This window comes from Paraglaciecola sp. 2405UD69-4, from assembly GCF_047525415.1.
Lineage (GTDB): Bacteria > Pseudomonadota > Gammaproteobacteria > Enterobacterales > Alteromonadaceae > Paraglaciecola.
On the sequence record NZ_JBLIXM010000002.1, the window covers coordinates 956,080 to 982,081 of the forward strand.

Annotated in this window: 27 protein-coding genes and 1 tRNA gene; 12 read left to right on the top strand and 16 right to left on the bottom strand. The window is 39.6% G+C overall.

Translation table 11 applies throughout. The features are described from left to right. Positions 1 to 8: 8 nt before the first annotated feature. From flgK to ACMUMK_RS10695, 12 genes are all read right to left on the bottom strand, one after another. Positions 9 to 2,174, bottom strand: coding sequence for a flagellar hook-associated protein FlgK (gene flgK, locus ACMUMK_RS10640; protein ID WP_414701095.1), 2,166 nt, complete (start codon positions 2,172 to 2,174; stop codon positions 9 to 11). A 42-nt stretch (positions 2,175 to 2,216) separates the two neighbouring features. Beyond that, on the bottom strand, positions 2,217 to 3,203 hold the full coding sequence (flgJ, locus tag ACMUMK_RS10645; RefSeq protein ID WP_414701096.1) for a flagellar assembly peptidoglycan hydrolase FlgJ: 987 nt from the start codon (positions 3,201 to 3,203) through the stop codon (positions 2,217 to 2,219). A 9-nt stretch (positions 3,204 to 3,212) separates the two neighbouring features. Continuing rightward, positions 3,213 to 4,325 carry a flagellar basal body P-ring protein FlgI gene (locus ACMUMK_RS10650; protein ID WP_414701097.1) on the bottom strand — a complete coding sequence of 371 codons (1,113 nt, stop codon included), beginning with the start codon at positions 4,323 to 4,325 and terminating at the stop codon, positions 3,213 to 3,215. Between the two features lie 13 nt (positions 4,326 to 4,338). Continuing rightward, positions 4,339 to 5,037: a flagellar basal body L-ring protein FlgH gene (gene flgH / locus ACMUMK_RS10655; protein ID WP_414701098.1), complete on the bottom strand. Its 699-nt coding sequence runs from the start codon at positions 5,035 to 5,037 to the stop codon at positions 4,339 to 4,341. 15 nt (positions 5,038 to 5,052) lie between these two features. Continuing rightward, positions 5,053 to 5,841 carry a flagellar basal-body rod protein FlgG gene (gene flgG, locus ACMUMK_RS10660; protein ID WP_414701099.1) on the bottom strand — a complete coding sequence of 263 codons (789 nt, stop codon included), beginning with the start codon at positions 5,839 to 5,841 and terminating at the stop codon, positions 5,053 to 5,055. Positions 5,842 to 5,879: 38 nt separating this feature from the next. Further along, a complete protein-coding gene (locus ACMUMK_RS10665) occupies positions 5,880 to 6,623 on the bottom strand; it encodes a flagellar basal body rod protein FlgF (RefSeq protein ID WP_414701100.1) in 744 nt (247 codons plus the stop codon). A 151-nt stretch (positions 6,624 to 6,774) separates the two neighbouring features. Then, positions 6,775 to 8,154 carry a flagellar hook protein FlgE gene (flgE, locus tag ACMUMK_RS10670; protein ID WP_414701101.1) on the bottom strand — a complete coding sequence of 460 codons (1,380 nt, stop codon included), beginning with the start codon at positions 8,152 to 8,154 and terminating at the stop codon, positions 6,775 to 6,777. Between the two features lie 15 nt (positions 8,155 to 8,169). Next, the gene (locus tag ACMUMK_RS10675; RefSeq protein WP_414701102.1) at positions 8,170 to 8,853 is read right to left on the bottom strand and encodes a flagellar hook assembly protein FlgD; all 684 of its coding nucleotides are present in this window, start codon (positions 8,851 to 8,853) and stop codon (positions 8,170 to 8,172) included. Between the two features lie 35 nt (positions 8,854 to 8,888). Then, positions 8,889 to 9,311, bottom strand: coding sequence for a flagellar basal body rod protein FlgC (gene flgC / locus ACMUMK_RS10680; protein WP_414701103.1), 423 nt, complete (start codon positions 9,309 to 9,311; stop codon positions 8,889 to 8,891). Next, positions 9,311 to 9,712 (bottom strand): flagellar basal body rod protein FlgB, encoded by a 402-nt coding sequence (gene flgB, locus ACMUMK_RS10685; protein WP_414701104.1) that lies wholly within the window; start codon positions 9,710 to 9,712, stop codon positions 9,311 to 9,313. The genes flgC and flgB overlap by 1 nt, the downstream gene beginning before the upstream one ends. A gap of 75 nt (positions 9,713 to 9,787) precedes the next feature. Then, positions 9,788 to 10,624, bottom strand: coding sequence for a CheR family methyltransferase (locus ACMUMK_RS10690; protein ID WP_414701105.1), 837 nt, complete (start codon positions 10,622 to 10,624; stop codon positions 9,788 to 9,790). Between the two features lie 62 nt (positions 10,625 to 10,686). Continuing rightward, complete coding sequence (locus ACMUMK_RS10695) at positions 10,687 to 11,616, bottom strand: chemotaxis protein CheV (protein ID WP_414701106.1); 930 nt, start codon at positions 11,614 to 11,616, stop codon at positions 10,687 to 10,689. Between the two features lie 182 nt (positions 11,617 to 11,798). On the opposite strand from ACMUMK_RS10695, the gene flgA reads away from it, so the two are divergent. The 3 genes from flgA (at position 11,799) to ACMUMK_RS10710 (ending at position 13,442) form a co-directional block, all read left to right on the top strand. Then, positions 11,799 to 12,509, top strand: coding sequence for a flagellar basal body P-ring formation chaperone FlgA (flgA, locus tag ACMUMK_RS10700; RefSeq protein ID WP_414701107.1), 711 nt, complete (start codon positions 11,799 to 11,801; stop codon positions 12,507 to 12,509). A 130-nt stretch (positions 12,510 to 12,639) separates the two neighbouring features. After that, positions 12,640 to 12,972, top strand: coding sequence for a flagellar biosynthesis anti-sigma factor FlgM (gene flgM / locus ACMUMK_RS10705; RefSeq protein ID WP_414701108.1), 333 nt, complete (start codon positions 12,640 to 12,642; stop codon positions 12,970 to 12,972). Between the two features lie 41 nt (positions 12,973 to 13,013). Then, a complete protein-coding gene (locus ACMUMK_RS10710) occupies positions 13,014 to 13,442 on the top strand; it encodes a flagella synthesis protein FlgN (protein WP_414701109.1) in 429 nt (142 codons plus the stop codon). Between the two features lie 72 nt (positions 13,443 to 13,514). Here the strand turns inward: ACMUMK_RS10710 and ACMUMK_RS10715 are convergent, their stop codons facing one another. Together ACMUMK_RS10715 and nhaC are read right to left on the bottom strand one after the other, a co-directional pair. Next, positions 13,515 to 14,438, bottom strand: coding sequence for an aminotransferase class IV (locus ACMUMK_RS10715; protein ID WP_414701110.1), 924 nt, complete (start codon positions 14,436 to 14,438; stop codon positions 13,515 to 13,517). Positions 14,439 to 14,473: 35 nt separating this feature from the next. After that, on the bottom strand, positions 14,474 to 15,970 hold the full coding sequence (nhaC, locus tag ACMUMK_RS10720; protein ID WP_414701111.1) for a Na+/H+ antiporter NhaC: 1,497 nt from the start codon (positions 15,968 to 15,970) through the stop codon (positions 14,474 to 14,476). A gap of 128 nt (positions 15,971 to 16,098) precedes the next feature. Between nhaC and ACMUMK_RS10725 the strand changes: the two genes are divergently transcribed. Both ACMUMK_RS10725 and ACMUMK_RS10730 read left to right on the top strand, forming a co-directional pair. Next, positions 16,099 to 17,793: a SulP family inorganic anion transporter gene (locus ACMUMK_RS10725; RefSeq protein ID WP_414701112.1), complete on the top strand. Its 1,695-nt coding sequence runs from the start codon at positions 16,099 to 16,101 to the stop codon at positions 17,791 to 17,793. 83 nt (positions 17,794 to 17,876) lie between these two features. Beyond that, the gene (locus ACMUMK_RS10730; protein WP_414701113.1) at positions 17,877 to 18,572 is read left to right on the top strand and encodes a GntR family transcriptional regulator; all 696 of its coding nucleotides are present in this window, start codon (positions 17,877 to 17,879) and stop codon (positions 18,570 to 18,572) included. Between the two features lie 22 nt (positions 18,573 to 18,594). Here ACMUMK_RS10730 and ACMUMK_RS10735 read toward each other — a convergent pair whose 3' ends face one another. Continuing rightward, positions 18,595 to 19,011 carry an LPP20 family lipoprotein gene (locus tag ACMUMK_RS10735; RefSeq protein WP_414701407.1) on the bottom strand — a complete coding sequence of 139 codons (417 nt, stop codon included), beginning with the start codon at positions 19,009 to 19,011 and terminating at the stop codon, positions 18,595 to 18,597. A 224-nt stretch (positions 19,012 to 19,235) separates the two neighbouring features. On the opposite strand from ACMUMK_RS10735, the gene ACMUMK_RS10740 reads away from it, so the two are divergent. The 6 genes from ACMUMK_RS10740 (at position 19,236) to ACMUMK_RS10765 (ending at position 24,611) form a co-directional block, all read left to right on the top strand. After that, positions 19,236 to 20,387, top strand: a complete 1,152-nt coding sequence (locus ACMUMK_RS10740) for a flagellar assembly protein FlgT (protein WP_414701114.1) — start codon at positions 19,236 to 19,238, stop codon at positions 20,385 to 20,387. Between the two features lie 51 nt (positions 20,388 to 20,438). Further along, positions 20,439 to 20,513 (top strand) — tRNA-Arg (locus tag ACMUMK_RS10745). Positions 20,514 to 20,683: 170 nt separating this feature from the next. Next, positions 20,684 to 23,131 carry a YdbH domain-containing protein gene (locus ACMUMK_RS10750; RefSeq protein WP_414701115.1) on the top strand — a complete coding sequence of 816 codons (2,448 nt, stop codon included), beginning with the start codon at positions 20,684 to 20,686 and terminating at the stop codon, positions 23,129 to 23,131. Beyond that, on the top strand, positions 23,128 to 23,307 hold the full coding sequence (locus ACMUMK_RS10755) for a YnbE family lipoprotein (RefSeq protein ID WP_414701116.1): 180 nt from the start codon (positions 23,128 to 23,130) through the stop codon (positions 23,305 to 23,307). The genes ACMUMK_RS10750 and ACMUMK_RS10755 overlap by 4 nt, the downstream gene beginning before the upstream one ends. A 20-nt stretch (positions 23,308 to 23,327) precedes the next feature. Beyond that, positions 23,328 to 23,654, top strand: coding sequence for a YdbL family protein (locus ACMUMK_RS10760; protein WP_414701117.1), 327 nt, complete (start codon positions 23,328 to 23,330; stop codon positions 23,652 to 23,654). 180 nt (positions 23,655 to 23,834) lie between these two features. Next, a complete protein-coding gene (locus ACMUMK_RS10765; RefSeq protein WP_414701118.1) occupies positions 23,835 to 24,611 on the top strand; it encodes a hypothetical protein in 777 nt (258 codons plus the stop codon). Positions 24,612 to 24,680: 69 nt separating this feature from the next. On the opposite strand, the gene ACMUMK_RS10770 is transcribed toward ACMUMK_RS10765, so the two are convergent. Next, positions 24,681 to 25,022, bottom strand: a complete 342-nt coding sequence (locus tag ACMUMK_RS10770; RefSeq protein WP_414701119.1) for a Grx4 family monothiol glutaredoxin — start codon at positions 25,020 to 25,022, stop codon at positions 24,681 to 24,683. 331 nt (positions 25,023 to 25,353) lie between these two features. Here ACMUMK_RS10770 and ACMUMK_RS10775 point away from each other — a divergent pair, with 331 nt between their 5' ends. Beyond that, positions 25,354 to 25,935: a Fe-Mn family superoxide dismutase gene (locus ACMUMK_RS10775; RefSeq protein ID WP_414701120.1), complete on the top strand. Its 582-nt coding sequence runs from the start codon at positions 25,354 to 25,356 to the stop codon at positions 25,933 to 25,935. Positions 25,936 to 26,002 lie beyond the last annotated feature (67 nt).

Consider the following 26,002-nt stretch of genomic DNA (forward strand, 5'->3'; position numbering starts at 1 on the left):
TAAGCCTCTTAAGAAACAACGCCTAATATTGTATTGAATATATCTTGAGCCGTGCTTAGCAACCTAGCGGATGCAGCATAAGACTGCTGATACTTAACCAAATTTGCCGCCTCTTCATCCAAACTCACTCCTGATATTGATTGGAACCAGTTATTAGATTGGGACTTTAATGCATCTGCAGCTTGCAAGGATATGTCGGCACTTGATGCTTTTTGTCCGATATCAGTCACGATATTTGAATAACTTTCATGGAAAGTAATAAGGTTTTCACTGCCGTTATTATTTAAAAGCATTTTGTCGGAGTTTTGTAGGTTAGCCAATGCTAATCCATTGCTGGTGTCACTCAGACCGTCTGTGTTGTAGCCTATGGTAAAACTATCTCCGGCTTTAGGTTCACCCTGTAAACTAAAATCATAACCAGGATAATTATCCATTGCTGAAAACTCAGTAGGCCAAGCCGGACCAGAACCTGAGGCTTCTGCTTGAGCAAGCATATTGGAAAAACTTGTGGCACCAGTGACTTCTGTAATGACATTACCAGTATCGTCTAATACTTGATAATCTGTCGCTGAAGTAAAATAAATTTCAGCAGGTGCACCCACACCGCCAGCGCCTGTAGGCGAACTACCTGCACTATGAATACCACCAGCACCATCAAATGCTGACGCGCCACTATCTGAAAAAGTATTATCAACCACGGTATTTGTGACGCCACTGGCGGTCACAGTAGTGTCACCAAGGTTATTAATACTTCCTTCAACACGAATGGGTGATGCAAAAGCCAAATCTTCTGGGCGAGTAATCGCAAGCTCTATAACACTTGCCGCTTCTTTAGTGGGTTGTAGTAAAAACTCATCACCTACGGCATAACTTGAACCACTTGCAAATTCTAACTCGATACCACCTATGACTGAGTTAAATGTGCCTTCTTCGGCAGTTAACCCCGTATAGTCTTGAGTAATAGCATTGCCATCAACATCTAACACAGCCGTTCCATCTGGATTTACCAAGGCAACTGTAATATCAATGGTGTCAGGCGTACCACCATTTACGCCATTAACTGTCACTCTATAGTCAGCACTGGTAATACTGCTACTTTCACCAGCAGTCATTCTGCCAGAAACAAGTAAACTGGGGTCTGAGTTATCTGGGTATTTTAAACCTATAACTTCTGGTCTAGTAAAAATGTCACTACCAAGTTGCTGGTCGAAATCCATCCCCTGGTTATTCTGAGTATTAACAGCGTCAGTCAAAGCTAGGGCTATTTGTCCTAATTCTCTGCGGCTACTTTCTAATACTTCATCACGATACCTAAACAAACCACCTAGCGTTCCCCCCATGTCAGTTTCATGGATATTCAAGCTAGTTGAGTTGTCATCACTGGTTAACTGTAATGAGGTATAGCTTATATCCGCATCATTACTGACAGTGAATACGTTAAACGAGCCATCTTGTAAGACTAAAGACTCGCCAGATGATAGGTTCACCAATACGCCACCGTCATCAGCGTTTACCCGTGTTTCTATAGACACAAGTTCCGCAAGCTCCATGATAGCTTGGTCTCGTTCATTTTTAAGGGCACTAGGTTCACTATTAGGGTTATTTCCTTGAATGCTGCGAATTGATTCATTCAAATCAGAAATAGATTGAATTAAGGTATTGGCAACACCTATGGTCGTTTCAAATTCTTTATTAACTTCATCTTGCCTTTCATCTAAGAAATTCGAAACAATTCCGATTTGGCTAACCATTAACTCAGCTTCACCCAGTACAACTTGTCTTGCTGCCATGCTAGTAGGATCATCTGTAGCGGTTTGAATTGAAGCAAAAAAACGGCTCATACTGCTAGAAATACTATTGGCTTCACTTGCAAATAAGTTATCTAAAACTGAGGTTTTATCGTAATAAGTCTGAAACTCGCTTTGCATGGTGGTATCGCGGCGTAATTGATTTTGCGCAAAAGTGTTCAATACCCTAGAAGTGGTAGACTCTCCCACACCACCATACAACTGCCCTACAAATGTAGTTTGCTCCCGTACATACCCATCGGTATTTACGTTAGCAATATTGTTACCTGTAGTGGTTAATAATTGATTACTCGCATTCACACCACTAGTAGCAATAGAGTAAAGATCGGCAGTGACAATATTTCGATTAGAGTTACTAGTAATCAATGTAAGCTCTCCTAATTACAACGGCATTCGTTAGTGGTGTTTTCATGGTAAATACTGCTTAAATTGTGCACTTTCGAATACCGATATAACTTTGTTTGCGTACTCGGGATCCGTTGCATAACCGGCTTTTTGTAATTCAGAGAAATAATTTTGTGGCGAAGCAGAATTTTTTACTGCTTCTTCATAACGTGGACTTTGCTGAACTAAATTAACATAGTCATTCATCGCTTCTGCAAAGTTCTCGTATACTTTAAATGGTTGTTTTTTGGTGGAGGCAATGCCTTGTTCAAATTCCACAGTATCCACCATGGCTCTATCACCCTGCCAACTGCGACTTGCTTTAATACCAAACAAATTATGGGAATTTTCACCGTCAATATTGTGGATCATGTGTTTGCCCCAGCCTGTTTCTAGGGCGGCTTGAGCTAGCAGAGCTTTAGGATCAAGGCCAAGGGTTTCTGCAGCCTGCTGAGCAATAGGGTAAAGCTGCTCAACAAACGCTTGAGCATCTGTAAAAGCAGGAGATTTAAACGCATTAGTGGATTTGGCCTGTGCTTGGGTACCACTTGGCTGCTGAGAACCACTTACCTCGCCTAAAACAAGACTTTGAGCAGATCGTGTTTGCTCTACTGCCTGACGGTTAATACTTGATAGGTTACCGTCATCGCGGATCACCCCAGCAGGCATATAACCATCGCCTAATTGCCCTAGCTGCCTAACAATAATATCTGCAAGGCCAATACTGCCATTACTGGATAAATCAGTGGCGAGCTGTTGGTCGTGCATATCACGATAAAACTTAACTTGCTCAGAGTTTGTCGTACTGTCTTTGTCTGCCAATACATCTTGGGCTTTACGCATAGACTTCAACATCATTTGAACGAATATGGCTTCAAACTGCTTAGCCGCCTCCTCTAGAGCCGCTCTATCACCACTTTGAGCAGCTTGGCGTAAAGTATCCAAACCTTTTATATCATTGGCGTTTCTTGATGCCTCAAGTGGGCTTTGGCTAAGTAGAGTTTGATCCATGATAATTACCTAGATAACCACTAACTCGCCTTGCAGGGCACCAGCCTCACGCAAGGCTTCAAGAATCGCCATCAAATCACCAGGTGCTGCACCCACTTCATTTACAGCCCTGACCAACTCATCGAGCGTCACGCCAGGATCAAAACTGAACATTCGGGTATCGTCTAGATTTACATCGACTATAGATTGAGTTGTCACAACTGTCTCACCGTCAGCGAGAGGGTTAGGCTGTGATACAGTTTGGTTTTCAGCTATAGTAACTGTCAATCCACCATGAGTAATAGCTGCAGGTAACAAGCGAACATCTTGTCCTATAACAATTGTTCCTGTTCGGCTATTAATAACTACACGAGCTGACGCTTTAGCTGGTGTAAATTCAAAATTTTCCAATGTGGCCAAAAATCCAACCCTTTGCCCTACATCTCTAGGTGCAGAAACCCTAACCGACGCGGCATCTAAAGGTGTAGCAATCACATAGCCTTTTGATGGGTCTGCCCCTAATCGACTATTAATGGTGTCAGCCAAAATTTTTGCTGTGGTAAAGTCTGGGTAGTTCAAATTCAAAGTTAAATAATCATTTTGCATAAAGCCACTGGTTACCGCTCTTTCTACCAGTGCGCCATTGGCTATTCTGCCTACTGTTGGTGTGTTAACCACAATTTTTGAACCGTCACCACCTTCTGCCCCAAAACCACTAACCACTAGGCTACCTTGGGCAACTGCATATACATTACCATCTAACCCTTTCAAAAAGGTTTGTACTAAAGTGCCACCCTGTAAACTTGCAGCCTCGCCTATTGAAGACACTGTCACATCAATAGTTTGACCTGGTTTAACAAAAGGTTTTAGCTCTGCGTGTACTGCCACTGCAGCCACATTTTTTATCTTGGGCTTAACACTGCTATCTAAACTTATGCCGAAGTTAGCTAACATTGTCCGAAAACTTTGCTCGGTAAATGGACTTTGTTCTCCAGTTCCTGGTAAACCAACCACTAAGCCATACCCTACTAATTGGTTACTTCTGACACCTTGAATAGACGCTAAGTCTTTAATTCTTTGAGAAGAGGCTACTGGCGATAACAGCAAACTCGTTACCACTATTATGGAAACAAAAAATTTCATTTAACTCTCCAGCCTAAAATGGCCAATATTCAGATGAGAAAAAGCCACTTAACCAGCCAGCTTGTTGAGCAGACGCAAAGCTGCCTGTGCCACTGTATTGAATGCGCGCGTTAGCAATTTTAGTGGAGACAATTTCATTGGTAGGGCTTACATCAGCAGGGCGTACCACACCCGTTAAACGGATATACTCATCTCCGTTATTTAAGGTTAGCCATTTCTCGCCACGAACTAATAAATTTTGATTAGCTAAAACCTGTACCACAGTGACCGAAATATTTCCGTTTAGGTTGTTACTCTGATTTGCTGAAGCATCACCATCAAATTCATTACTTGTATCTAGCCCCAACTGAATCGACTGGCCGCCAATATTTACTGCGTTACCGCCTAATCCAACAATTGGGCTTACGTCTACTCCTGTCTCTCTTGATTTGCTGGTACCTGCAGATTTAGTTGCACTGGTGTTTTCTTGCAGGGTAACCGTAATAATGTCACCTACTCTTCTGGCCTTTACATCAGAATATAAGCTGTCAGCCATATCTGATTGGAAAATTGCACCATCACTGGAAATTTTTTGCCTAGGTGATTCAGGTACAATAGGCGCGTAAAAAGGATCATTAGGCAAAGGGTGCTGTGCGCTAGTTGAGCCACATCCCGTAAATAATAACGCGGCTCCTAAAAGCACAATCGTCTTCAATAAAATTTGATCAACCATCAAACTTCCCTCCTACTATAACTGCTGTATGACCTGACCTAACATAGTGTCGACGGCAGAGATAACCTTTGAATTCATTTCGTATAAACGTTGGCTTTCTATCAAGTTAACCAACTCTTCAGTTACATTTACATTCGATGTTTCAAGAGCGCCTTGCAATATAGTTCCAATCCCCTCAAGGCCAGGCACCCCTTGAATTGGCGCACCACTTACCGCTGTCTCAACATATAGGTTTTGACCAATAGGCTGTAACCCAGTGTCATTAATAAAGTCAGATAACGTTATTTGCCCTAATACTTGTGGCTCTGCTTCTCCATTGATAGACGCTGAAACTTCACCATCTTGAGAAACAGTAATTTGTTGTGCGTCTTCTGGTACTGTGATTTCTGGTTGCAATAAGAATCCAGCGCCAGGCGTCACAATTTGCCCTTGGTCATTCAAGGTAAATTGACCGTTACGGGTATATGCGATAGTGCCGTCGGGTTGTAACACTTCAAAGAAACCATTGCCGTTAACCAACATATCTAAAGAGTTATCTGTGGTTAACATATTGCCTTGAGTATGACTTTTTTGAGTTGCAACTACTTTACTTCCGGCACCTAGCATCAACCCAGATGGAAGTTCTGTATCCGCAGACGAGCGACCTCCAGGCTGATTAATGTTTTGATAAAGTAGATCTTCAAATACTGCTCTGTCTTTTTTAAAGCCAACTGTACTAGCATTAGCCAAGTTATTAGAAATGACCGCTACGTCAGTTTGTGCAGCATCTAAGCCTGTTTTACTTATCCATAGTGCGGGATGCATAATTTATCTCCTAAAATCAATGTATCTATTACGTTTTATTAAATGATGCGCAGCAATTGATTGCCGCGAGTATCCATACTCTCTGCGCGTTTCATCAACTTAACTTGCATTTCATAATGGCGCTGCAATGTAATCATGCTGACCATCTCTTCTACCGGATTAACATTACTGCCCTCTAAAAACCCTGTACGGACACTAACAGTCGGATCTTCTGCTGCCGGCTCCCCATCTTTCATTCGAAATAAACCATCTGTTCCTCGCTGCATATTGGATACGTCGGGATTAACAAATTTAAGGCGCCCTACTTCTTCGAGTACCGTCTCAGGTGCTCCTTGAGGCCGAACTGACAAAGTACCGTCATTAGCAATGTTGATATTTGATACGGGAATAGGCAGGAAAATAGGTCCAAAATCACCAACAATAGCATTACCATGGGAGTCTTTTAGCTCACCATTAGCGCCTAATTCAAAGCTACCATTTCGACTGTAAGCTTCGTTGCCATTTGCATCTAATACTGAAAACCAGCCATCTCCTTGAAGTGCTACGTCCAATTCTCGGCCAGTTTGAATCATAGTGCCGCCTTCATAATCATTAGAAGGGCTTTCTGTCATCGAAAAAACGCGAGTCGGCAAACCTTCGCCGTATGCCGGCATAGCACGAGCTTGCTCTAACTGAGCCTTGAAGCCTGTAGTTTGAGCATTAGCAAGGTTATTGGCTCGTATTGCAGAGCCTGTTAGGTCTTGATTGGCCCCACTTGCGGCTATGTATAGTAATTTATCCATGACAGAATCTTGACTAAATGAAAATATTACTAACGAAATTGCAATTAGGATGCCATCTATGTAAAAAGCTGGCAGGTCTCCCTATTTACTGACTAAAATAAAAAAGGCCACCAATTGGCAGCCTTTAAAGTTCATAAAAATCAAATAGTTATTATCTAATATTTAAAACTGTCTGATTTAACTGATTGTTTATTTCAAGTGCACGAGAGTTTGCCTGGAAGTTACGTTGGGCAATAATTAGGTCTATTAGCTCTGTAGTGAGGTTAACATTTGCCTGCTCTAATGCCGATGAATTGATATCACCAAACGTACCGGTAGTCGCTTCGCCCGCTAAGCCTTCACCAGAAGCAATACTTTCTTTCCATGCGGTATTACTTTGTTGCGTTAATCCTTGCTCATTAGCGAATCTAACTAAGGCGATACGAATGATTGGCTCAGACGTACCATTTGAGTATGTCGCACGTAACAAGCCATCAGAATCAATATCGATACCAGTCAATCTACCAACTGCTAATCCATCCTGCTCCAGTGATGTCACCTCAAAAGACGATGCGTATTGAGTGGGTTCATCAGCAACTGAGGTAAGGGAGTTTAAAACAAAGTTAGTAGTAATGGTTTGCGTCGGCTCTGAACCATTAGTTAAGATAGTTGCACCGAGCTCGGCTGAAATCGCATCACCTAATGGTAGGTCATCACCATTAGAATCTTGCATAGACGTAAAGTCACCGCCACTACTGAACACCATTTTAAAAGCTGACACGCCAGAGCCTGCAGTACCATCTCCTAAAGAAGTTACACCTACTTCGTTTACTGTTCCTTCAACGCCATCTTCAAGAGGCAGATCATCAACATAGGTTACACCAATCCATTCGTTACTACTGGCCGCTGTGCTATCTTTCATGAAGTAATAGGTCATGACATGACTATCACCTAACGAATCATATACGGTTATTGAGGTTGCAGAGTTGTAGGTTGTAGGATCATCTGGGTCAAAAAACGCTGGGTCTACCGCTTCGTCACCTGCCGGTAAATTCATAGTAAGAGACACTTCAGAAGTGGCTGAAGGCGAACCCGATGAGTCAGGAATAGTAACTGGCTCAGTGGTACTTAATGCCACTGACGCAGAGGTTCCATCAACATTTACTGGAAATCCTAATAAATGGTCGCCATTTGAGTTAACAACAAAATTATCTGAATTTAACTTAAATGCACCTGCACGAGTATATGAAAAATCTCTATTTTCAATATCTGGGACAGTGGCAAAAAAGCCTGTACCAGTTACAGCTAAATCCAGAGCATTTTCTGTAAATTGTAAGCTACCTTGAGAAAACTGTTGTGCTACTTCTTGGGTTAATACCCCATCGCCGACTTTAGTTTTACCACCCGCCAATAAAGATTGCGCGTAAACGTCACCAAACTCAGCACGAGACTCCTTAAACCCTACAGTATTAACATTTGCAATATTATTTGCTGTTGTATCTAGGTCTCTTTGTGCTGCAGACACACCACTTAATGCAATATTAAAAGACATAATTAGTTTCTCCTGTTAACCACCGATTTGAATGACGTCGTCAAGTGTGACACTAACATCACCATCTAAATTAAGAATGATACCTTGGCTGCTCGCAGCCAAACTGACACTGTCTACATGCCTATTGATAGCAGTTGGCATTTGTACCGACTCGCCGCTTATTTTTCCTTGGGCACTGACAACATAGTTTCCAACAGGCACATTATTGCCGTTTGCATCTGTGCCATCCCAATTAAACTCAATATTGCCAGCAGCTTGAGTACCGGCACTAATGGTTTTTATTATTTCACCTGTCTCGTTTTCTATAGTGATTTCAAGGTTTTGGATAGTTTCCTCACTAATGACAACCCCAGAAATATTTTGCCCTTCTTCAGAGATATATCCGATATCACCTTGTAACAAAACATCTTGCCCAATCAAGCTAGAGGCTTGTAATGCTTGGTTTGAAGTCATTGAACTCGCAAAGTCACTAAACTGGGTATTTAACTGATCAATACCGTCAGCCATAGTAAAGCTGGTCATTTGGGCAACCATTTGATCATTATCAACGGGGGCCGTTGGATCTTGGTTGGCCAATTGTTCAGTCAATAGCGAAAAGAAATCTTCTTGAGATAAAGTCTGATTAGAATCATCAGCCACTTCAACTGTTTCTGGTTGCCAATAAAGAGCGCTGTTTAAGCCATTATTTACTGTATCCACAATCTATCCTCTGTATGCATCATCACTAAGCCCAACTAGCTGCCTTGGCCTAGTCTTAATACATTTCTAAAAATACGCTTAGTCGTATCTGCTACTTGCACATTGGTTTCGTAAGCCTTTGAGGCTGACATCATATCTGCCATTTCTTCAACAACATTGACGTTAGGTTTATATATGTAGCCATCACTATCAGCCATGGGATGCCCTGGGCTATATTCAATTTGCAAAGGTTTTGTACTCTCAACAACACCTAAAACACTGACTTTAGAACCTGCACTTTGTTCTTGAGATGCTCGCTGCATTTCAGCAGCAAACACTGGATGACGAGCTTTGTAAGTATCTTCGTAGCTACTGCTAACGCTGTTAGCATTCGCTACATTACTAGCGGTAGTGTTCAAACGAATACTTTGCGCACTCATGCCTGTACTTGCGATATCCATTACATTAAATAGACTCATTATTGCTGTCCTCCACTAATGGCTTTTTTCATGCCTTTAATCTTTCCATTAAGAAATTCCATACCAGCTTGGTAGCGAAGACCGTTATCCAAAAAGGTATTACGTTCTATTTGCACGTCGACTGTATTACCATCACCTGTGTCCGGTTGGTCGGGTGTTCTAAACTGTAAATTATCGACGGCTTTCATTGAGCCCTTGATATGTCCTTCATGGGTACGGGTTAAATTATGGCTTTGATTGAACTGGGCAGACTTCATTGCCTGCTGGAAATCAATATCTTTTGCCTTGTAACCCGGCGTATTAGCGTTGGCGAGGTTTCCTGCAATAACTTCCATTCGCTCAGTGCGAACTTGTAAAGCTTTATGGTGGAACCCCATCAATTTGTCTAAGCTGATTGCCATGTATTTCTCCTCTATGGATTTAACTTAGCAAAGCCTATGCCATAGGGAGTAATTTAGGTAAAAATAACGTGGATACTAAGGTTTTTTGGAGGTTTTACGGTAATAGAGGCCAGGATGGCATCGAACCATTGAGAATTCTTCTGATAAATTGGTAATGGACTCGGAGGCCCCTAAAAATAATATGCCGCCTTCTTGCAGGCAAGCGGCAAACTTTTGCAGGATTTGTTTTTTAACTTCAGGAGAAAAATAAATCAGCACATTTCTACAAAAAATAATGTCAAAGCGTCCTAGAGATTGATAACTACTTAGCAGGTTCAATTGCTTAAATTGAGTCATGGCTGTCACATTTGATTTTACTTTATACTTGTCATTACCACTGGGTTCGAAATATTCTGCTTTAAGTTTCGCATCTAACCCCCTAGCCATAACTAGATGATCATATTCTGCTAGTCTGCAACGTTCTAGCATTTCTTTAGATATGTCAGTGCCTAAAATATCAGCATTATTTCTAAGCTGTTTACCAGACTTTTTGTAATTAAGAATGGTCATGGCTATGGAGTAAGCCTCTTGACCTGATGAGCAAGCTGCACTCCAAATTCTAATAGGACCGGCTTTGTTAGCAAACTGGGGTAAAACTTCTTTTTCTAGAAGAACAAAAGGATATTGATCGCGAAACCACAAGGTTTCATTGGTGGTCATTGCTTCAACGGCTAAATCTCGGCTTTGTCTGTTACCCGCTAAAATACTATCAATGCAAGCCTCAACTGAATCTAAGGATAACTGTCTAGCAACAGGTGACAAACGACTACGAACCAAATACTGCCTGCTATCCCCTAAAACGATGCCGCATGTATCTTCAAGAAACTTAGCGAACGCAGAATATCGCTTAAAGTCGAGTTCGTGTTCTGTCATTCTAGCCTTTTCCTTTTCTTACATCCTAACGCCTAACTACAAAGGCATTTACTAGACAAGCTCTACTTAGTACTACCAAACCATTTTTGCACTGATGAAGCTAATTCATCAGGGTGGAATTTTGCGATGAAATCATCGGCCCCTACTTTCTGAACCATTGCTTGGTTAAAGACTCCACTTAAAGATGTGTGTAAGATAACGTGAAGATTCTTAAGTTCAGGAGTATTCCTGATCTCAGCAGTTAGGGTATATCCGTCCATTTCTGGCATTTCAATATCAGATACCAACACACCAACCTTATCGGTAACATCTCCGGTTTCAGCTCCTATTTCTTTTAATCGCTCAAGTGCCTCTAAACCATTTTTAGCAAGTTCAATTTCTAATCCAAGGGCTGAAAGCGCTTTCTTAACTTGATTACGAGCAACGGAAGAATCATCTGCAATAAAGATAATTTTTTGCTGGTCGTTATCTTCTGTCTCGATTGTACTTTCAAAATCATCACTCAAATCAGTATTAACAGGAGAAATCTCATTTAAGATTTTTTCAACGTCTAAAATTTCAATAAGCTCGTCTTCTATTTCAGTAACCGCCGTTAAATAGCTTGCTTTTCCGCTACCTTTTGGAGGTGGCATGATTGACTGCCAATTGGTGTTAATAATGCGTTCCACAGAACCAACTAAAAAGCCCTGCACTGAGCTATTATATTCAGCGATAATAATGAAAGAATTAGCGACATCTTCAATTCGTTTGCCACCTGTGGCCATACTCATGTCGATTACAGATATAGTTTGCCCACGAATATGCGCAATACCTCTTACCAAACTGTTTAGTTTAGGCATTGAAGTTAAAGGGGGGCATTGTAATACTTCACGCACTTTAAATACGTTTATACCAAATCGTTGTCTTGAATTAAGTTTAAATAATAATAACTCTAATCTGTTTTCACCCACCAACTGCGTTCGCTGGTTAACTGAGTTAAGAATTTCAGACATGTGTCGCTCCAATTCATTTAAATCCGGCTCAAAATTTGCTTTCTCGTGATATCACAACAAATAATTGACGCTTTCTACCTAACCTACTGAATCCAACTAACTCATTAGGTTGTATTCAAAACCTAGGAGTTATTGCCTCGGTTAATATGCATCTAGCATAGACAACTTAACGACAAGTGAACATGAAAAATTCATATTTTTATCAAACGCTGGTCAAGTTTATAGCAATTATTTGTTATATATATACCAGTGTAACGGCCGCATCAGAAAATAATTTAGCTAAACAACAACTTATCCAGCAAGGTGAAAGGTATGTATTAGAACAATTAGAGGCTGACACACAACATCAAATAGATGTATCTGCAATGCCAATTGATGACAGAATAGTAATACCAGACTGCCCGTCAGATTTACTTTTTTCTGCCAGTCCCGAAGCACTTAAACAATCAAATGTAACGGTAAAAGCCCAATGTGCCTCCAATGGATGGTATATATTTATGGTAATCAAGGCCCTTCAAACCCAACCTGTCGTGGTTATATCAAGTGCAGTGAGTCCGGGAACCATACTAACAAGAAACAACGTCAGCACAGTAGATATGGATGTAAAACGGTTGAGAAGTACTACCTTTTCAAGTGTTGAAGAGGTAATTGGCGCTCGAATTAAACGTAGAGTTACTGCAGGTAGACCTGTGTCTCCACAAAACTTATGTTTTGTGTGCAAGGGTGATAACGTCGTAATTTCAGCAGGTTCAAAAAGTATGCGAGTTAAAACTAGCGGGATTGCCATGGAAGATGGTAAAGTCGGTGATACAATTCAAGTAAGAAATAGTCGCTCAAACAAGCGAATTCAGGCTAAAGTAACCAGTACAGGGCAAGTAGAAGTAAATTTTTAATTTTGAATAAAACTATAAATAACAGTAGCTTTATTTAATTCATAATTTTTTTTACTTTATTTACTAAACTAATCACGTTTGTAGTCGATAATATGTTTGAGGTTTTAATTTAAGGTATTGGATAGTCATCATGTCTATTAATAATGTGAATAACGGCAGCCCTAAAACGCCGATAGATAATCAAAAGTTAAATCAACAGCAGCAAGCTTTAGATAACGATAAAGCGCAGCAGCTTGGTACGCAAAAAAGCGCGTCTTTACCTCGACAAGATTCTGTGTCGCTGACTTCTTCAGCTCAACACCTAAATCAAGTCCAGAAGAAAGGCTCTGAAGCACCTGTTAACCAAGAGAAAGTTGATAAGCTGAAAAAAGCCATACAAAGCGGTGAATATACAATTAACGCTGAAAGCTTAGCTAAAAAAATATCAGCATTAGAGTCAGAAATATTTGGTACTGATGCTTAAAAAAAGCATAATGAATTACCTTGGTGATTTCGGTTATTCTTATGCTTGAATTAAAAAATACAATTACTGCACAAAATACGAACTTGCAAGAGCTTCAAAAAGTTCTAGAAACAGAATTGCATCTTATTAGCAGTCGAGACGCAGAGGCTCTTATTTCACTCCTTAAAGTAAAAGAAGCCTTACTCAATACAATTCAAGAACAAGATCTCGTCATTTCAAAGGTTTATACACAAGCCAGTCAAGAGTTAAAAGACCACCCTGAGATCACTTCTCTATTTAGTGAAGCAAAAGAATTAGTAAATCAATGTAAATTCCGCACTCAGATCAACGAAACTGCAGTGGAGCAAGGGCAACTTAGGCTCGAGCATTTACGCAGTTTGTTACTTGAGTCCAGAGCCAAAGAATCCATGACCTACGATAAAAGTGGCAAAACCCGTGGTGGCTCGGCAAGTGGTGGGATCAGCGCTTAGCTTGGCGTAAAGCTTTCCTACTAAGCACTGCCAATTTAAGTAAATCCTGTAAAATTAGCCTAGCAAGGCCATTTAACCGCTTGCTTTTTGTTTATACAACGCTTTGATTCTTGCCAGCATAGGACCAGCCTTTCCATCTCCAATTAATCTACCATCAATTTCAGTAACAGGAGTTTGCCCTGCGAATGTACCTGTCAAAAACGCTTCATCTGCGGAGTAGGTTTCATATAAAGAATAGTTTTTTAACTTTATAGGGATCCCGTTTTCTTCACAGATTTCGATCACTTTTTTTCGAGTAATACCGTTCATGCAATAGTCACCTGAAGACGTCCAAATCTCACCTTTACGAACAATGAAAAAATTACAGGAGTTGGATGTGTTGACAAAACCATGTGGGTCAAGCATCAAGGCTTCATTAGCACCAGCCTTTAAAGCATGGTTAAGAGCAGTAATGCAGTTTAGTTTGTTGTGACAATTTAACTTAGGATCTTGAGTGGTAGGTAAACCTCTTACAATGGGTACTGTGTGCAAAGTCACACCATTATTTGCAGTTTCTAAATTAATCACACTGTGTTCGGCAATAACGACTATGGTAGAGCCAAAAATACTTAAGCGAGGATCCTGGAACGGTTTAGTTTTTTTACCTCTGCTTACCATCAAGCGAACATGAACATTGTCACTCATATTGTTGGCATCTAAGGTTTGTTGTAAAATGCCTTTCATTTCATCTCGGCTAACGCCAATATCTATATCCAAAAAATAAGCGGATTCATATAAACGCTCTAAGTGCTCATCAAGAAAAGCTAATTTTCCTTTATACAAGCGCAAGCCTTCCCACACACCGTCCCCTAATAAAAATCCACTATCGTACACAGAGACTTTAGCGTCTTCTTTATCTACTAACTCACCATTTACATAAATTTTAATATGCTCATTACGAGGATCATTCTCGCTATCATGGGTTGAAGGTACATATGCTACGGTTGCTGGTTTCACGTTTTTCTCCACATTAAAATAACTTGTATTAACTTCTATTGCTTATGCTTAGCATCGCAATAGATGATTAGGTTTTTGGTGTTTTCAGGGCTTGCCTCTTCCATTACTCCACCATGTAAAATAAGCGATTTCTGTTGGCACCATGTTTGAATTTCTTGTTCAGAAGCCTTAGGTATAAACCAACCAGTTATTCCCCAAAACAAATTAAACAAAAAAGATATCCAATTACAAAAAGCAAAAGGGGCATAAAGTAGAGTAGGAATACCTAAGGTACTTGATACAAATACAGCACCCGAATTCCAAGGGATAAGAGGAGCACTCATGGTGGCTCCGTCTTCTAAAATTCTTGAGACATTGCAGCTAGATAATCCCTGCCCCCTAAATGCAGGCGTAAACATTCGACCAGGAATGGTGTAAGCAATAAACGCATTGCTAGCAAAATTAAAACTCACTGTTGCAAACATAGTGGCAAATACCAAGCCTATGCGCCCTTTAATGAGAGGCATTACACTTGCTAAAATAGCATCAAAGCACCCCGTTTTTTGTAACACTCCGCCAAACGCCATAGCAATCATAATGAGTGTAATTACCCAGGTCATGGACATAATACCGCCCTTGGATAACAGGCTATCTATGGCAGAATTTCCAGTATCACTTATGTAACCATTCATCATCACTTGTAAGATATTGTTTAGAGACATGTCTTGTACGAAAAAAGCAATGGCACTGGCTGTAAACACACCTAGGAACATACAGGGCATAGGTTCAACTTTTTTCCAAATACACATAGCGATAACCAAAGGTGGAAATAACACCCAGATGTTTAATACGAAGGTTTCTGTCAACAATCTATCTAGCGTTTCAACATTGCCCAATTCAGCTAACGTGCTGGTGTAGGTATTGCCTAAATAACTGTAAATAATCAAAGAAATAACTAAAGCAGGTAAGGTCGTAGGCAGCATATTACGCATATGAGTGTAGAGATTAGTGCCGGTTATAGCTGCTGTAAAATTAGTGGTATCTGACAAAGGCGACATTTTGTCACCAAACCACGCGCCAGAAACAATAGCACCGGCGGTAAAATAACTAGGGATCCCTAAACTCTCCCCAATTCCTAGTAGAGCCAAACCAATGGTTCCCACTGTTCCCCATGAGGTACCTGTAAAAACAGAGACAATGGCACAGATAATACAAGTTAATGGTAGAAACCCAGCTGGAGTCAAAATTTCCAAGCCAATTTTAGTCAAAAGAGGAACAGTACCACTGGCTATCCAAGTGCCAATAGTCATACCCACCACCATAAATATACCTAGTACTGGCAAGGCCACTGCAACACTTGATAACATGCCATCTTGCAAGTCAGACCATTTATGACCGTGAGCTATTCCAAATACAGCAGTAATTCCAATACCTAAAATAAGAGGGACATGGGGTGCGCCATTGAACATCAATATTTGCAGCATCAATATAGCCAAGGTACTCACAATAGGTATCAAGGCTATTTGCCAACTAGGTTTACGGATTGTTTTCATTTATTTATCACCCACTAGCATATGATGGCAACAGCATAACAATTGTCGACATATGTGTATACAACAATACAAACTAAGGTATATAGTCATAAGAACAAGGCGCTCGTATCTTAAAATGGGAATAAAACGTGACTTGGCTAAAAAATTACAATTGGAACATGTTTGTCAGTGATTGTGTGGCAGGTATAGTGACAGCAAGCATTGCCCTACCCCAGTCTTTGGCTTACGCTCAGCTTGCAGGTTTTCCTGCTGAATATGGCCTTTATGCAGCTGTTATCCCTCTTTTTTTATACGCTTTTTTAGGTAGTAGTCGCACATTAGTGGTTGGCCCAGCAGCTTTAATTAGCTTGCTAATCGGCTCCTCAATAAACAAATTAGCGCCTCAAACACCCCAAGAGTATTTGAGCTTAGGCGTGAATTTAACGATTTTGACAGGGCTGTTTTTAACTTTATTAAGCTTGTTGAGACTGGGCCGTTTTACAACATTTATAAGTAAGCCAGTCATAAGCGGTTTCACTAGTGCATCGGCTATTGTCATTGCTTGTAGTCAACTGCCTATCATCTTAGGTCTGCAGCCTAGCAGTGGTCTAACATTTAATGATGCCCTAATATTTACAGCTACCCATCTAAATCAAACTAATTTGGCGGTATTATCCTTAAGTACTCTGGGTATTGCGCTGCTATGGTCAAGTAAGTCTATATTTCCAATACTATTAAAAACTATACAACTAAAAGGGCCTGTAGTCTTAGCACTTAGTAAATCAAGCCCTGTGATTTTAGTTATTTTAAGTATCCTTGTAGTGAGTCACTTTGACATGCACCTTGACCATGAAATTGCAGTTATTGGTCAGGTTCCTAATTCATTACCCAGCATAAATACCGATATTTTAGCATTTGCACGCTGGCCAGATCTGGCCTTGCCAGCATTATCAATTGCATTGATTTGCTTTTTAACCAGTATTGCCACTGGCATTACCCTTGCCAGTAAAAACGCAGAAAAAATAAGACCAAATCAAGAGCTACTTGCATTGGGGGTAGCCAATATTGGCTCCGGTTTAGTAGGCTCATTTGCAGTTGCAGGGAGTGTTAGTCGCTCTATGGTGAACTTTGCATCTGGTGCTATCACCCAAATGGCAAACGTTATATCAGGGTGTGTTCTTCTCCTGAGTATTATATTTTTAACGCCTTATCTATTTCACCTACCCAAAGCAGTTTTGGGAGTGATCGTAATTATGTCTGTATTACCCATGATCGAATTTAAGCATATTCGACGTTGCTGGGTATTCAACAAAGCAGATGCTATTAGCTTGTTGTTTACATTTTTCAGTTCATTATTTTTAGGAATAGAAATCGGAATTTGGGCTGGTATAGCCTGTTCTATTGTACTGTTTATGCATCGTACCACCCATCCCCATATTGCAGAGGTTGGGCGAGCAGACAGTGGCTACTTTAGAAATGTGAATCGGCTCAATGTGAAAACCCAAAAAAACGCAGTGTTTCTTAGGATTGATGAAAACCTATTCTTTGCCAATATCCAATACATTGAAAATTACATTCTTGAGCGCTGCGCCAAAAGCCAAGAGGTTACTAATTTAGTGTTAATTTTTAGTTCAATTAGCTCTATAGATGAAAGTGCACTAGACACATTAGAAAAGTTAATTGTTAATCTCAGAGAAAGGGGTATCACACTGCACTTGTCTGACGTAAAAGGAATTATTCAAGACAAATTAAAATTAACAGATATCTTCAAAACTCTCGCCCCTGGCAAGTTGTTTTTCACCGCAGACGATGCCATGAACTACATCGAAAATAAAAACAAATAATCGGCGTTTTTTTGTTTTGCTGTTTATTGGCACGAACCTATTTATAATATCAACAATCTCGTTAAAAGCTGTTAAATCAAATTATGTCTAAAACTCCCTCCAATACTCATAAAGTATCTAATGCAGTATCTATTTACGAAACCATTAGAGAGGAAATACTTACCCTGGAGTTAGCCCCTAGCAGTACGATTGATGAAAATAGTATGGCAAAACGCTTTGATGTCTCACGCTCCCCGGTAAGAGAGGCTTTTATTCGTTTAGCCGCTGATGGCTTAATTAAAACGCTACCTAACAAAAACTCTCAGGTATCTCCTTTAGCATTAGAAGATTTCCCACACTTTATGGACGCCCTTGATTTAGTTCAAAGAGCAGTTACCAGGTTAGCCGCAGCCAATAGAACAGCTTCTGATCTACAAATAATAAAAGATAAAAATCATACATTTAAAGAAGCTGTGCGCTCCCATGATGTAGTTGCCATGATTGAATCTAACCACGCATTTCATTTAGCGGTAAGTGAGGCATCTAAAAACAACTATTTTACAGTTATGTACAAGCGTTTATTAGACGAAGGAAAACGAACCTTAAGAATTTACTACAGACTTTTCAATGACAAACCACCAGCTGAGATGGTAAACAACCATGACTTGATTATTGAAGCGATTGAAAATCAAGACACTAACCTTGCTGACCAATTAGCCCAACAACATGCAAATCAACTTAGTGACGGGTTTATTGCTTATTTAAGCCAAAGGCAATCTCAAAAAATAACCTTAAAATGACGATAATCAAGCTAACTAACGATTAATAATACCTAACATCCTTGATTCGTTTAGGTTTAGCAGTAGATAGATATATGTCATTGACTAACTTAAAATCTAGTTCCAATTCAGTCGCGTAGGTATCATTACCAACGGGGTAACTCTTTACTACTCGCGCGCCTCTAATGACTCCCTGCACAGAACTATCTAAATGGGTATTCTCTAAAACAAGACTTTTTAGAGATTGGCCGCCGTCAACTTTTTGTCCGTAAACCTGCTGAGTTAACTCACGGTAAGCATCTAATTTTGACGCTTTCAGTGCCATTAACATTTTTACCGAGTCATCAGAGCCTCGTTGCGCAGATATTGGCGCATAGCCGATAGCAGAGATAACAGGATAGCTCTCTGGCTCAATTGTTTCCCAAGTGACATGCTTGTTAAATAAACTAGTGCACCCCATGAGTAAAACCGGCAAGGCTAACACCACTATCTTTAAAATTTTATTGAAACCAAACACCATTGCGATAACACCTACAAAACTCTCATGTAAAATATTTAGCAATATCCGTACCTAAAACTTGTTAGGTATGGTTTGTGCTTAATCACAATAACAAATAAAGGTTATTAATAAAGTGACAAAATATTGCCTTTGTCATAATTGCAAAAAATTTAACGAGTAAAACTATGTCAGCAGTGAAAGGCCACATTCTATTTTTAATACTAATGGTAGCTAACTTTGCAGCGCAAGCTACATGGTTTGAAGCCAGTGGCCAGGCCGTTATTCACGATGGTAACAAGCAAGCTGCGAGACAAATTGCCACCCAAGAAGCCATTAAACAAGCGCTTATGTTCTCTGGGGCCTCTGTAAAAAATGTACAGACAATGGCAAATGGATTACTCGAAGATGACACATTAGAAATCACCTCCTCAGGAGATGTGGAGCACATTGAAATCATTGATGAGGTCTACCATAAAGACTATGTCACTGTATCTATTCGTGCAGATATATTTCCAATTGAGACCCAATGTGCCGCATCAGATTACAAAAAAAGCATTGTAACCACCTGGTATGATCTACAAAAGCGGCAACAAGCTGCAGCCGGCAATCTATATGACTTTGGAAAAACCTTTGCTACCCGGTTACAACTTGAGTCTCAAAAAAGCAGTAAATTTGGCTATATAAAACAGGTAGAGCCCTATTATTTAAAACCTCTACAAAGTGAGCAGAAAAATATTGCTTATGAACTATCCAGAAAAACCAACAGTCAATTTGTCATATTTGGAGAAATTGATGAGTTTTCAATTGAAAGGATCCCCAATAATAGCTGGAATCCATGGGGTAAAGACACCATAACTCGCAACCTAGCAGTTACACTGACTATGTACGATGGTAATTCTGGAGACATGGTTTTTCGTAATCACAAAACCATGAGCGCACCGTGGCACTTTGATTTGCATCAAAGTATCGATAGTAATAGTCACATGCTTTGGAATTCGAGCTTTGGTCTAGCAACTCAAGAACTAATTGAAAAAAGTATAGAAGAGGTTGACGAAGCCATTAGCTGTCAACCGGCTTACGGAAGAGTGATTACCACTGGAAACGAAAGCCTGATCATTAATATAGGCTCACAAAATGGGGTAAAAACAGGCGACCAACTCACCTTGTTTAAAATGAACCAATATTACTCCCCTCAAGGTGAGCAACGCAGACAATTTCATTTACACCCAGAGAAAGTAACAGTGGTTGAAGTATTTGCCGAAACAGCCATAGTTAAATCACCTACAGGTGCCCTATTGATGAATATTCAAGCAAACGATTTTGCAGCCAGACAATAGCAGTTTAATTCCTAACTGTACTGATACATAATAGTCCGCTAACAACTGCAAGTCCCCGTAGTTTAATGGATAAAACAAGGCCCTCCTAAGGCTTAGATCTAGGTTCGATTCCTGGTGGGGACGCCATTTAATAATCTTATGATTAGTTTGATTGAATGGCTCTCAAGCATGTGGCTTATCCCAGGCCATAGCGTCAATGTTCACTTTTGCTACAAGACTTTACTTCCCCCTATTGTAAACTTTATACAATTTACCTAGTCTGACTAAGTGTTAATAAGTCAAGGATTACAAAATACATGACACGCTTGTTCAAGCGCCCTCTTTTCTTCAAAATTTTCAATGCTGTTTTACTACTTTTGGTAGTGTTAACACTTTTATTTTCTTTTAGGCGCCCTATTGCCATTAATCTAATTGAGCATTTTGCTTCATCAAATAATGTCAAAATTGAGTGTTTAGACTTTTCTGTTTCTTGGCCGATGACTATTGATATTCAGCAAGCCTGTGCCACCTCCCCCATAGGAGAGCTACAATTACAGAGCTTAGCTTGGAACCTATGGACAAATGAGCTAGCGATTGAACAAATTAACATCTCACACAAACCTAGTAGCGAACCTGACACTAGTCATGTGGGCGTTCAGCAAAGTGGCGCCCTAGAGTTACCTAACTCGTTACCCAAGTTCAACATATCAAATATACAGCTTGAATCTTATCTTTTAGAGCAACCTATCAATTTAAGGGTACAATCAAGCTCATATTCAACACTTAATATTAGCGGTGATCTAACAGCAGAAATCGAGTTCACCCCCAAACATGTTTCAGCTAGTCTTACGTGGTACTTATCTGATCCAGTTAAATTTATCTCCGAGGCTCAAAGTTGGAATCAAAAAATTGCAACAGCTCTAAAAAACGAAGATTTAGGTAAAAGCGAAATCAACACTCAACTAAGCTACGATGGCTATAAATTACTTACCGAGAGTAACGTAAATATAAAAGCACCTATTGCCCAAGAACATTGCCCCGTTGAGCTCGCTATTGAAGGCAAAATTGCTGCTGATTTAAACCTTGATAACAATCAGGTCAACACAGATTTAAGCCAATTATCTAGCACAGTATCTTTACTTAACTGTCAGTGGCTAAAAAACTATTTAGTTGCAGATGACGTTCCTAAGTTAGCAATACATTTACCAAACACCATTAGCCTTGATGCTACTAAGATCACTGTCCCTAAATTGGAAGTGACTGATTTACAAAACAAGGATAATCAAAACATCTACCGAATAATGACAATAAAGGACCTTAGCTATGATTTTAATGGGAAGCTTGAGCTAAGTTATAATACAGTGCTTAAGCAGCCTATCAAAAACAAACAGCTATCTGCTGAACAGTTAAAATTATCTGGACGAGCCACAATTAAGGCTTTACCTGTGGCGCCAAATAATCAACATCTAGATCATCGCCTTAGCATTAAAGTAACGGATGACAATCACTTAATCACTGTTACCAATTTTGAGCAAGACTCACTAAACATAGAAGAGATAACAAGCAAATTTAAGTTCAGCCAAACCGCAATTGATAACAACAGCTTACGATTAGGAATAGACAGCCATATATCTAAGTTAAAATTTGCTGACCAAAGTATTGGGGATTTTCATAACCAATTAGATGTAGCCATAATGAACTTTGATGTGTTCAATGTTACTGGGCACTCAAGCATCAATGATTTAAGTGTGCAGAATATCAAATTTCAACCAATCAAAATCACCCACTCAAGCCAAGGAAACCTCAATAACCAGATAATATCTAGCCAACATAACCTACTGTTAGAAGATGGTTTTGCACTAAAAATATCTCAACAACAAGCAAGCGCTAAGTTAATTGTAGCGCCTCAAGAAGCCACAACTCTCGCAACTATATTTACCCAAATAGACCAATCACTAGTTATTAATCATGGAGAGTTATCTGCCAAGCTAGACTTAGCCTTGCCCCTTGAAGGCCAGGACCCAACTGTGTCAGGGCAAGTTGCAACCACAGAGTTATCCTTTAAATATCAGGATTACCAAGTCAATAATATCAATTACCAAAGCCCAATAACCTACAATTCAGCAGGGCTTCAGCTACCCAAGTCTACTCTAAATATAGATGAAATTGATGTCGGCGTAATAAGCTCAGATATAGTAGCGAGTCTAGGGGCAATAAACGGGGAGCTAGCTTTACATAATCTGACAGGAAAGCTATTTGAAGGACAGTTTCTGCTACCCAAGTTATGGCTAGACGGCAGAGATCAAAACTTTAATGTGGAGCTTACAAATATTGAATTATCCGAGGTCGTTGCACTGCAGCAACAGCCTGGCATAAACATAACAGGACGGGTAAACGGTGATTTACCTATTAGATTAACCCAAGAAGGGATATCGATAGATGAGGGCTGGATGGCAAGTTTAGAAGGAGGAAAGTTAACAATAGTCAATAACCCTTCTTTTGATTCCATTAAAGCCCAGCAACCTGAATTAGCCCTATTAGAAAATCTGGACTTTACACAGTTAAGTAGTAACGTTAAGTTCACCCCAGATGGCTGGGTATTTTTTGATATCGCCTTAAAAGGCAATAATCCAGATAAAAAACAAAGTGTTAACTTTAACTATAGCCACGAAGAAAACTTATTCTCCTTGTTGGAGTCTATTAGATTAGTTAATTCAGTAGGCAACTCGGTTGAACAAAAAATAAAGCAAGGTGATAAAAAGTGAGAATACCCATTTTAGTGCTTACCGTATTAGGAATAACTGCTTGTACACACAAGGTACAAGTTGAAACCAAAGAGCCCATAACGATTAATATAAACGTCAAGATTGACCATGAAATTAGGGTCAAGGTAGATAAAGAGCTTGATGACGTATTTAATGAAGACAGTAGCTTATTTTAAAGCCCTATAGGAGCCAGATCATGAAACCCACATTTATTTTTAAATCTTTAGTATTTATTAGTCTTTTATTTAGTAGTGTCACTTTCGCATTAGAACTAGACCAAGCCAAACAACAGGGCTTAGTTGGCGAAAAAAGTGATGGTTATTTAGGAGTTATAGTTGCCAAAGCTGAAGTACAAAATTTAGTAACCGAAATTAATACAAAGCGAAAAAATGTCTATTCAAAATTAGCGGCAAAAAATGGAATAACCTTGCAGCAAGTAGAAAAACTAGCAGCAGAAAAAGCCTATAATAAAACGTCATCCGGTCACTACCTATGGGTAGATGGCAAGTGGGTCAAAAAGTAACAATAGTCCCAGTACCTGCATTAGAAGGCTACAGCTAGTAAATAAGTACCCATACATGCTCACAATGAAATGGGTATTTATTTGAACACTTTATACAATATGAACATTTACCCTATCCCATTATTTATTTAGCTATGTATAATCTAATTTTAATGTCACAGCCTAATAACAAAACATAAAATGACAAATGAGAATAATGGGGAGTTCCCCAACATAACCTTAGACAAAGATGACCTCGATAGCTTTCATCGCACCCGCTCAAAGGGCAAGACAAAAAGCAAACCTAGCACAGGCGACAACAAACCACCTAAAGAGCCTAATAACTCTCCATCTTGGTTGAGCTTTTTATTTTTAATTTTGTTACTAGGAGCTGGGTTTGGATATTGGTCGTTTTTGCAATATGAAGTGCTACAACAAGCACAAACCCGCATCACTGAGCTAGAAAACCGCCTTTCTGCTACGGGTGAAGATATGGATCAATCCGCAGCCGCTCTGCAGGTGAAGGTAGTTGAACTTACAGCTAAAACCAATGAACTTTGGGAGCAAATGGATAAACTTTGGGCTTCTGCATGGCGCAAAAATCAAGGGCAAATTGGTGATTTAAATAAGACAGTAGCAGGTTTAAAAACAGCATCTGAGCAACTAGATAAACAGCTCAAAAGCAACAATGCTGACAATCAAACAACCCTTGGGTTGCTGCAAGAGCAATTAGAGAATCAAACAAGCTTAGTTAAACAGCTAAATATGGAGCTAGATGATGTTAACTTATCAGCAGCTAGCACAGAGCAAGAGTTGGCCAGCTTAAAAGAAAAAATGATTTCTACTGCACTTGCTAATAACAACCTAACAAATAGAATCAATGATTTGAGTAATAGTATTGACGTGTTAAGTACTCGAGTACTAGCAGCTGAAAGAGCAAACGCTAATATTGGTAATATAGTTACACCTAAGTCTTAAACAATATTACAGGCAAAAAAATAGAGCATTTAATGCTCTATTTTTTTGTCTTTAAAACCAGAAATAAAATTATTCTGCAGGTTTTTCTGCGTCACGTTTAGCGGCAGACTCTTTAACAACTGCTTGTAATTCACCTTGTTGTGTCATTTCCATAATAATGTCACAGCCGCCAATTAGCTCACCGTCAACCCATAATTGTGGAAAGGTTGGCCAATCAGCATACTTTGGTAGCTCTGCACGAATATCAGGGTTTTGCAAAATATCTACATAAGCAAACTGCTCTCCACAGCTCATAAGAGCTTGTGACGCTTGGGCTGAAAAGCCACAGTTTGGCAATTTAGGTGACCCTTTCATATATAATAAAATTGGGTTTTCTTCGATTTGTTGCTTAATTTTTTCAATAGTGTCCATAAGGGCTCTCGTATAAATAATTGCTAAGGCAGATCTGGCATCAAGTTTAGCGTTTTCAAGCTCAAATTTACACACTCTTGATCTTTTATTGATGTAATTCAGTAAAGCTATTTAAAACAATCACTTGAAAAATGTGTAAACAACACAATATAGATATTTAGTAATCATAATAAAGCAATGCTTTTACATTAACCTATAAAGTAATAGCATTAGCGAATTGTGTTTTTCTGTATCTGGTTGCAAAATGATATTGAGCAATATCGATGCAGCAAACGGATAACATAAATACTCTAATAGAGACTTAGACCACCTATATACTTGGAGAAAAAAAATGGCTTTTGAATTACCCGCTCTTCCCTATGAAAAGAACGCACTAGAACCACATATCTCAGCTGAGACATTGGAGTATCATTATGGAAAGCATCACGCAACTTATGTAACTAAACTTAACGGCTTAGTTGAAGGTACAGACTTAGCAAGCAAAAGCCTTGAAGAAATCGTAAAAACTTCTGAAGGTGGTGTATTTAATAACGCTGCTCAAATCTGGAACCACACATTTTACTGGAATAGCCTAAGCCCGAATGGTGGTGGCGAGCCAACTGGCGCACTAGCTGATGCTATCAACGCTAAATGGGGTTCTTTCGCAGACTTCCAAGCTGCATTAAACGACAAAGCAGTTAACAACTTTGGTTCAAGCTGGACTTGGTTAGTAAAAACTGCTGATGGCAGCCTTGATATCGTTAACACCAGCAACGCAGCTACACCTTTAACAGATAGCAGCCTTACTCCTCTACTTACTGTAGATTTGTGGGAGCACGCTTATTACATTGATTACCGAAATGTACGTCCTAAATACCTTGAAGGTTTCTGGGCTCTAGCTAACTGGGATTTTGCTGCGGCAAACTTTGCTTAATAGCTAAGTATCAAAATACTAAATGGAAGCCCTGTTCAACAGGGCTTTTTTTTTGATATTTTTCAGC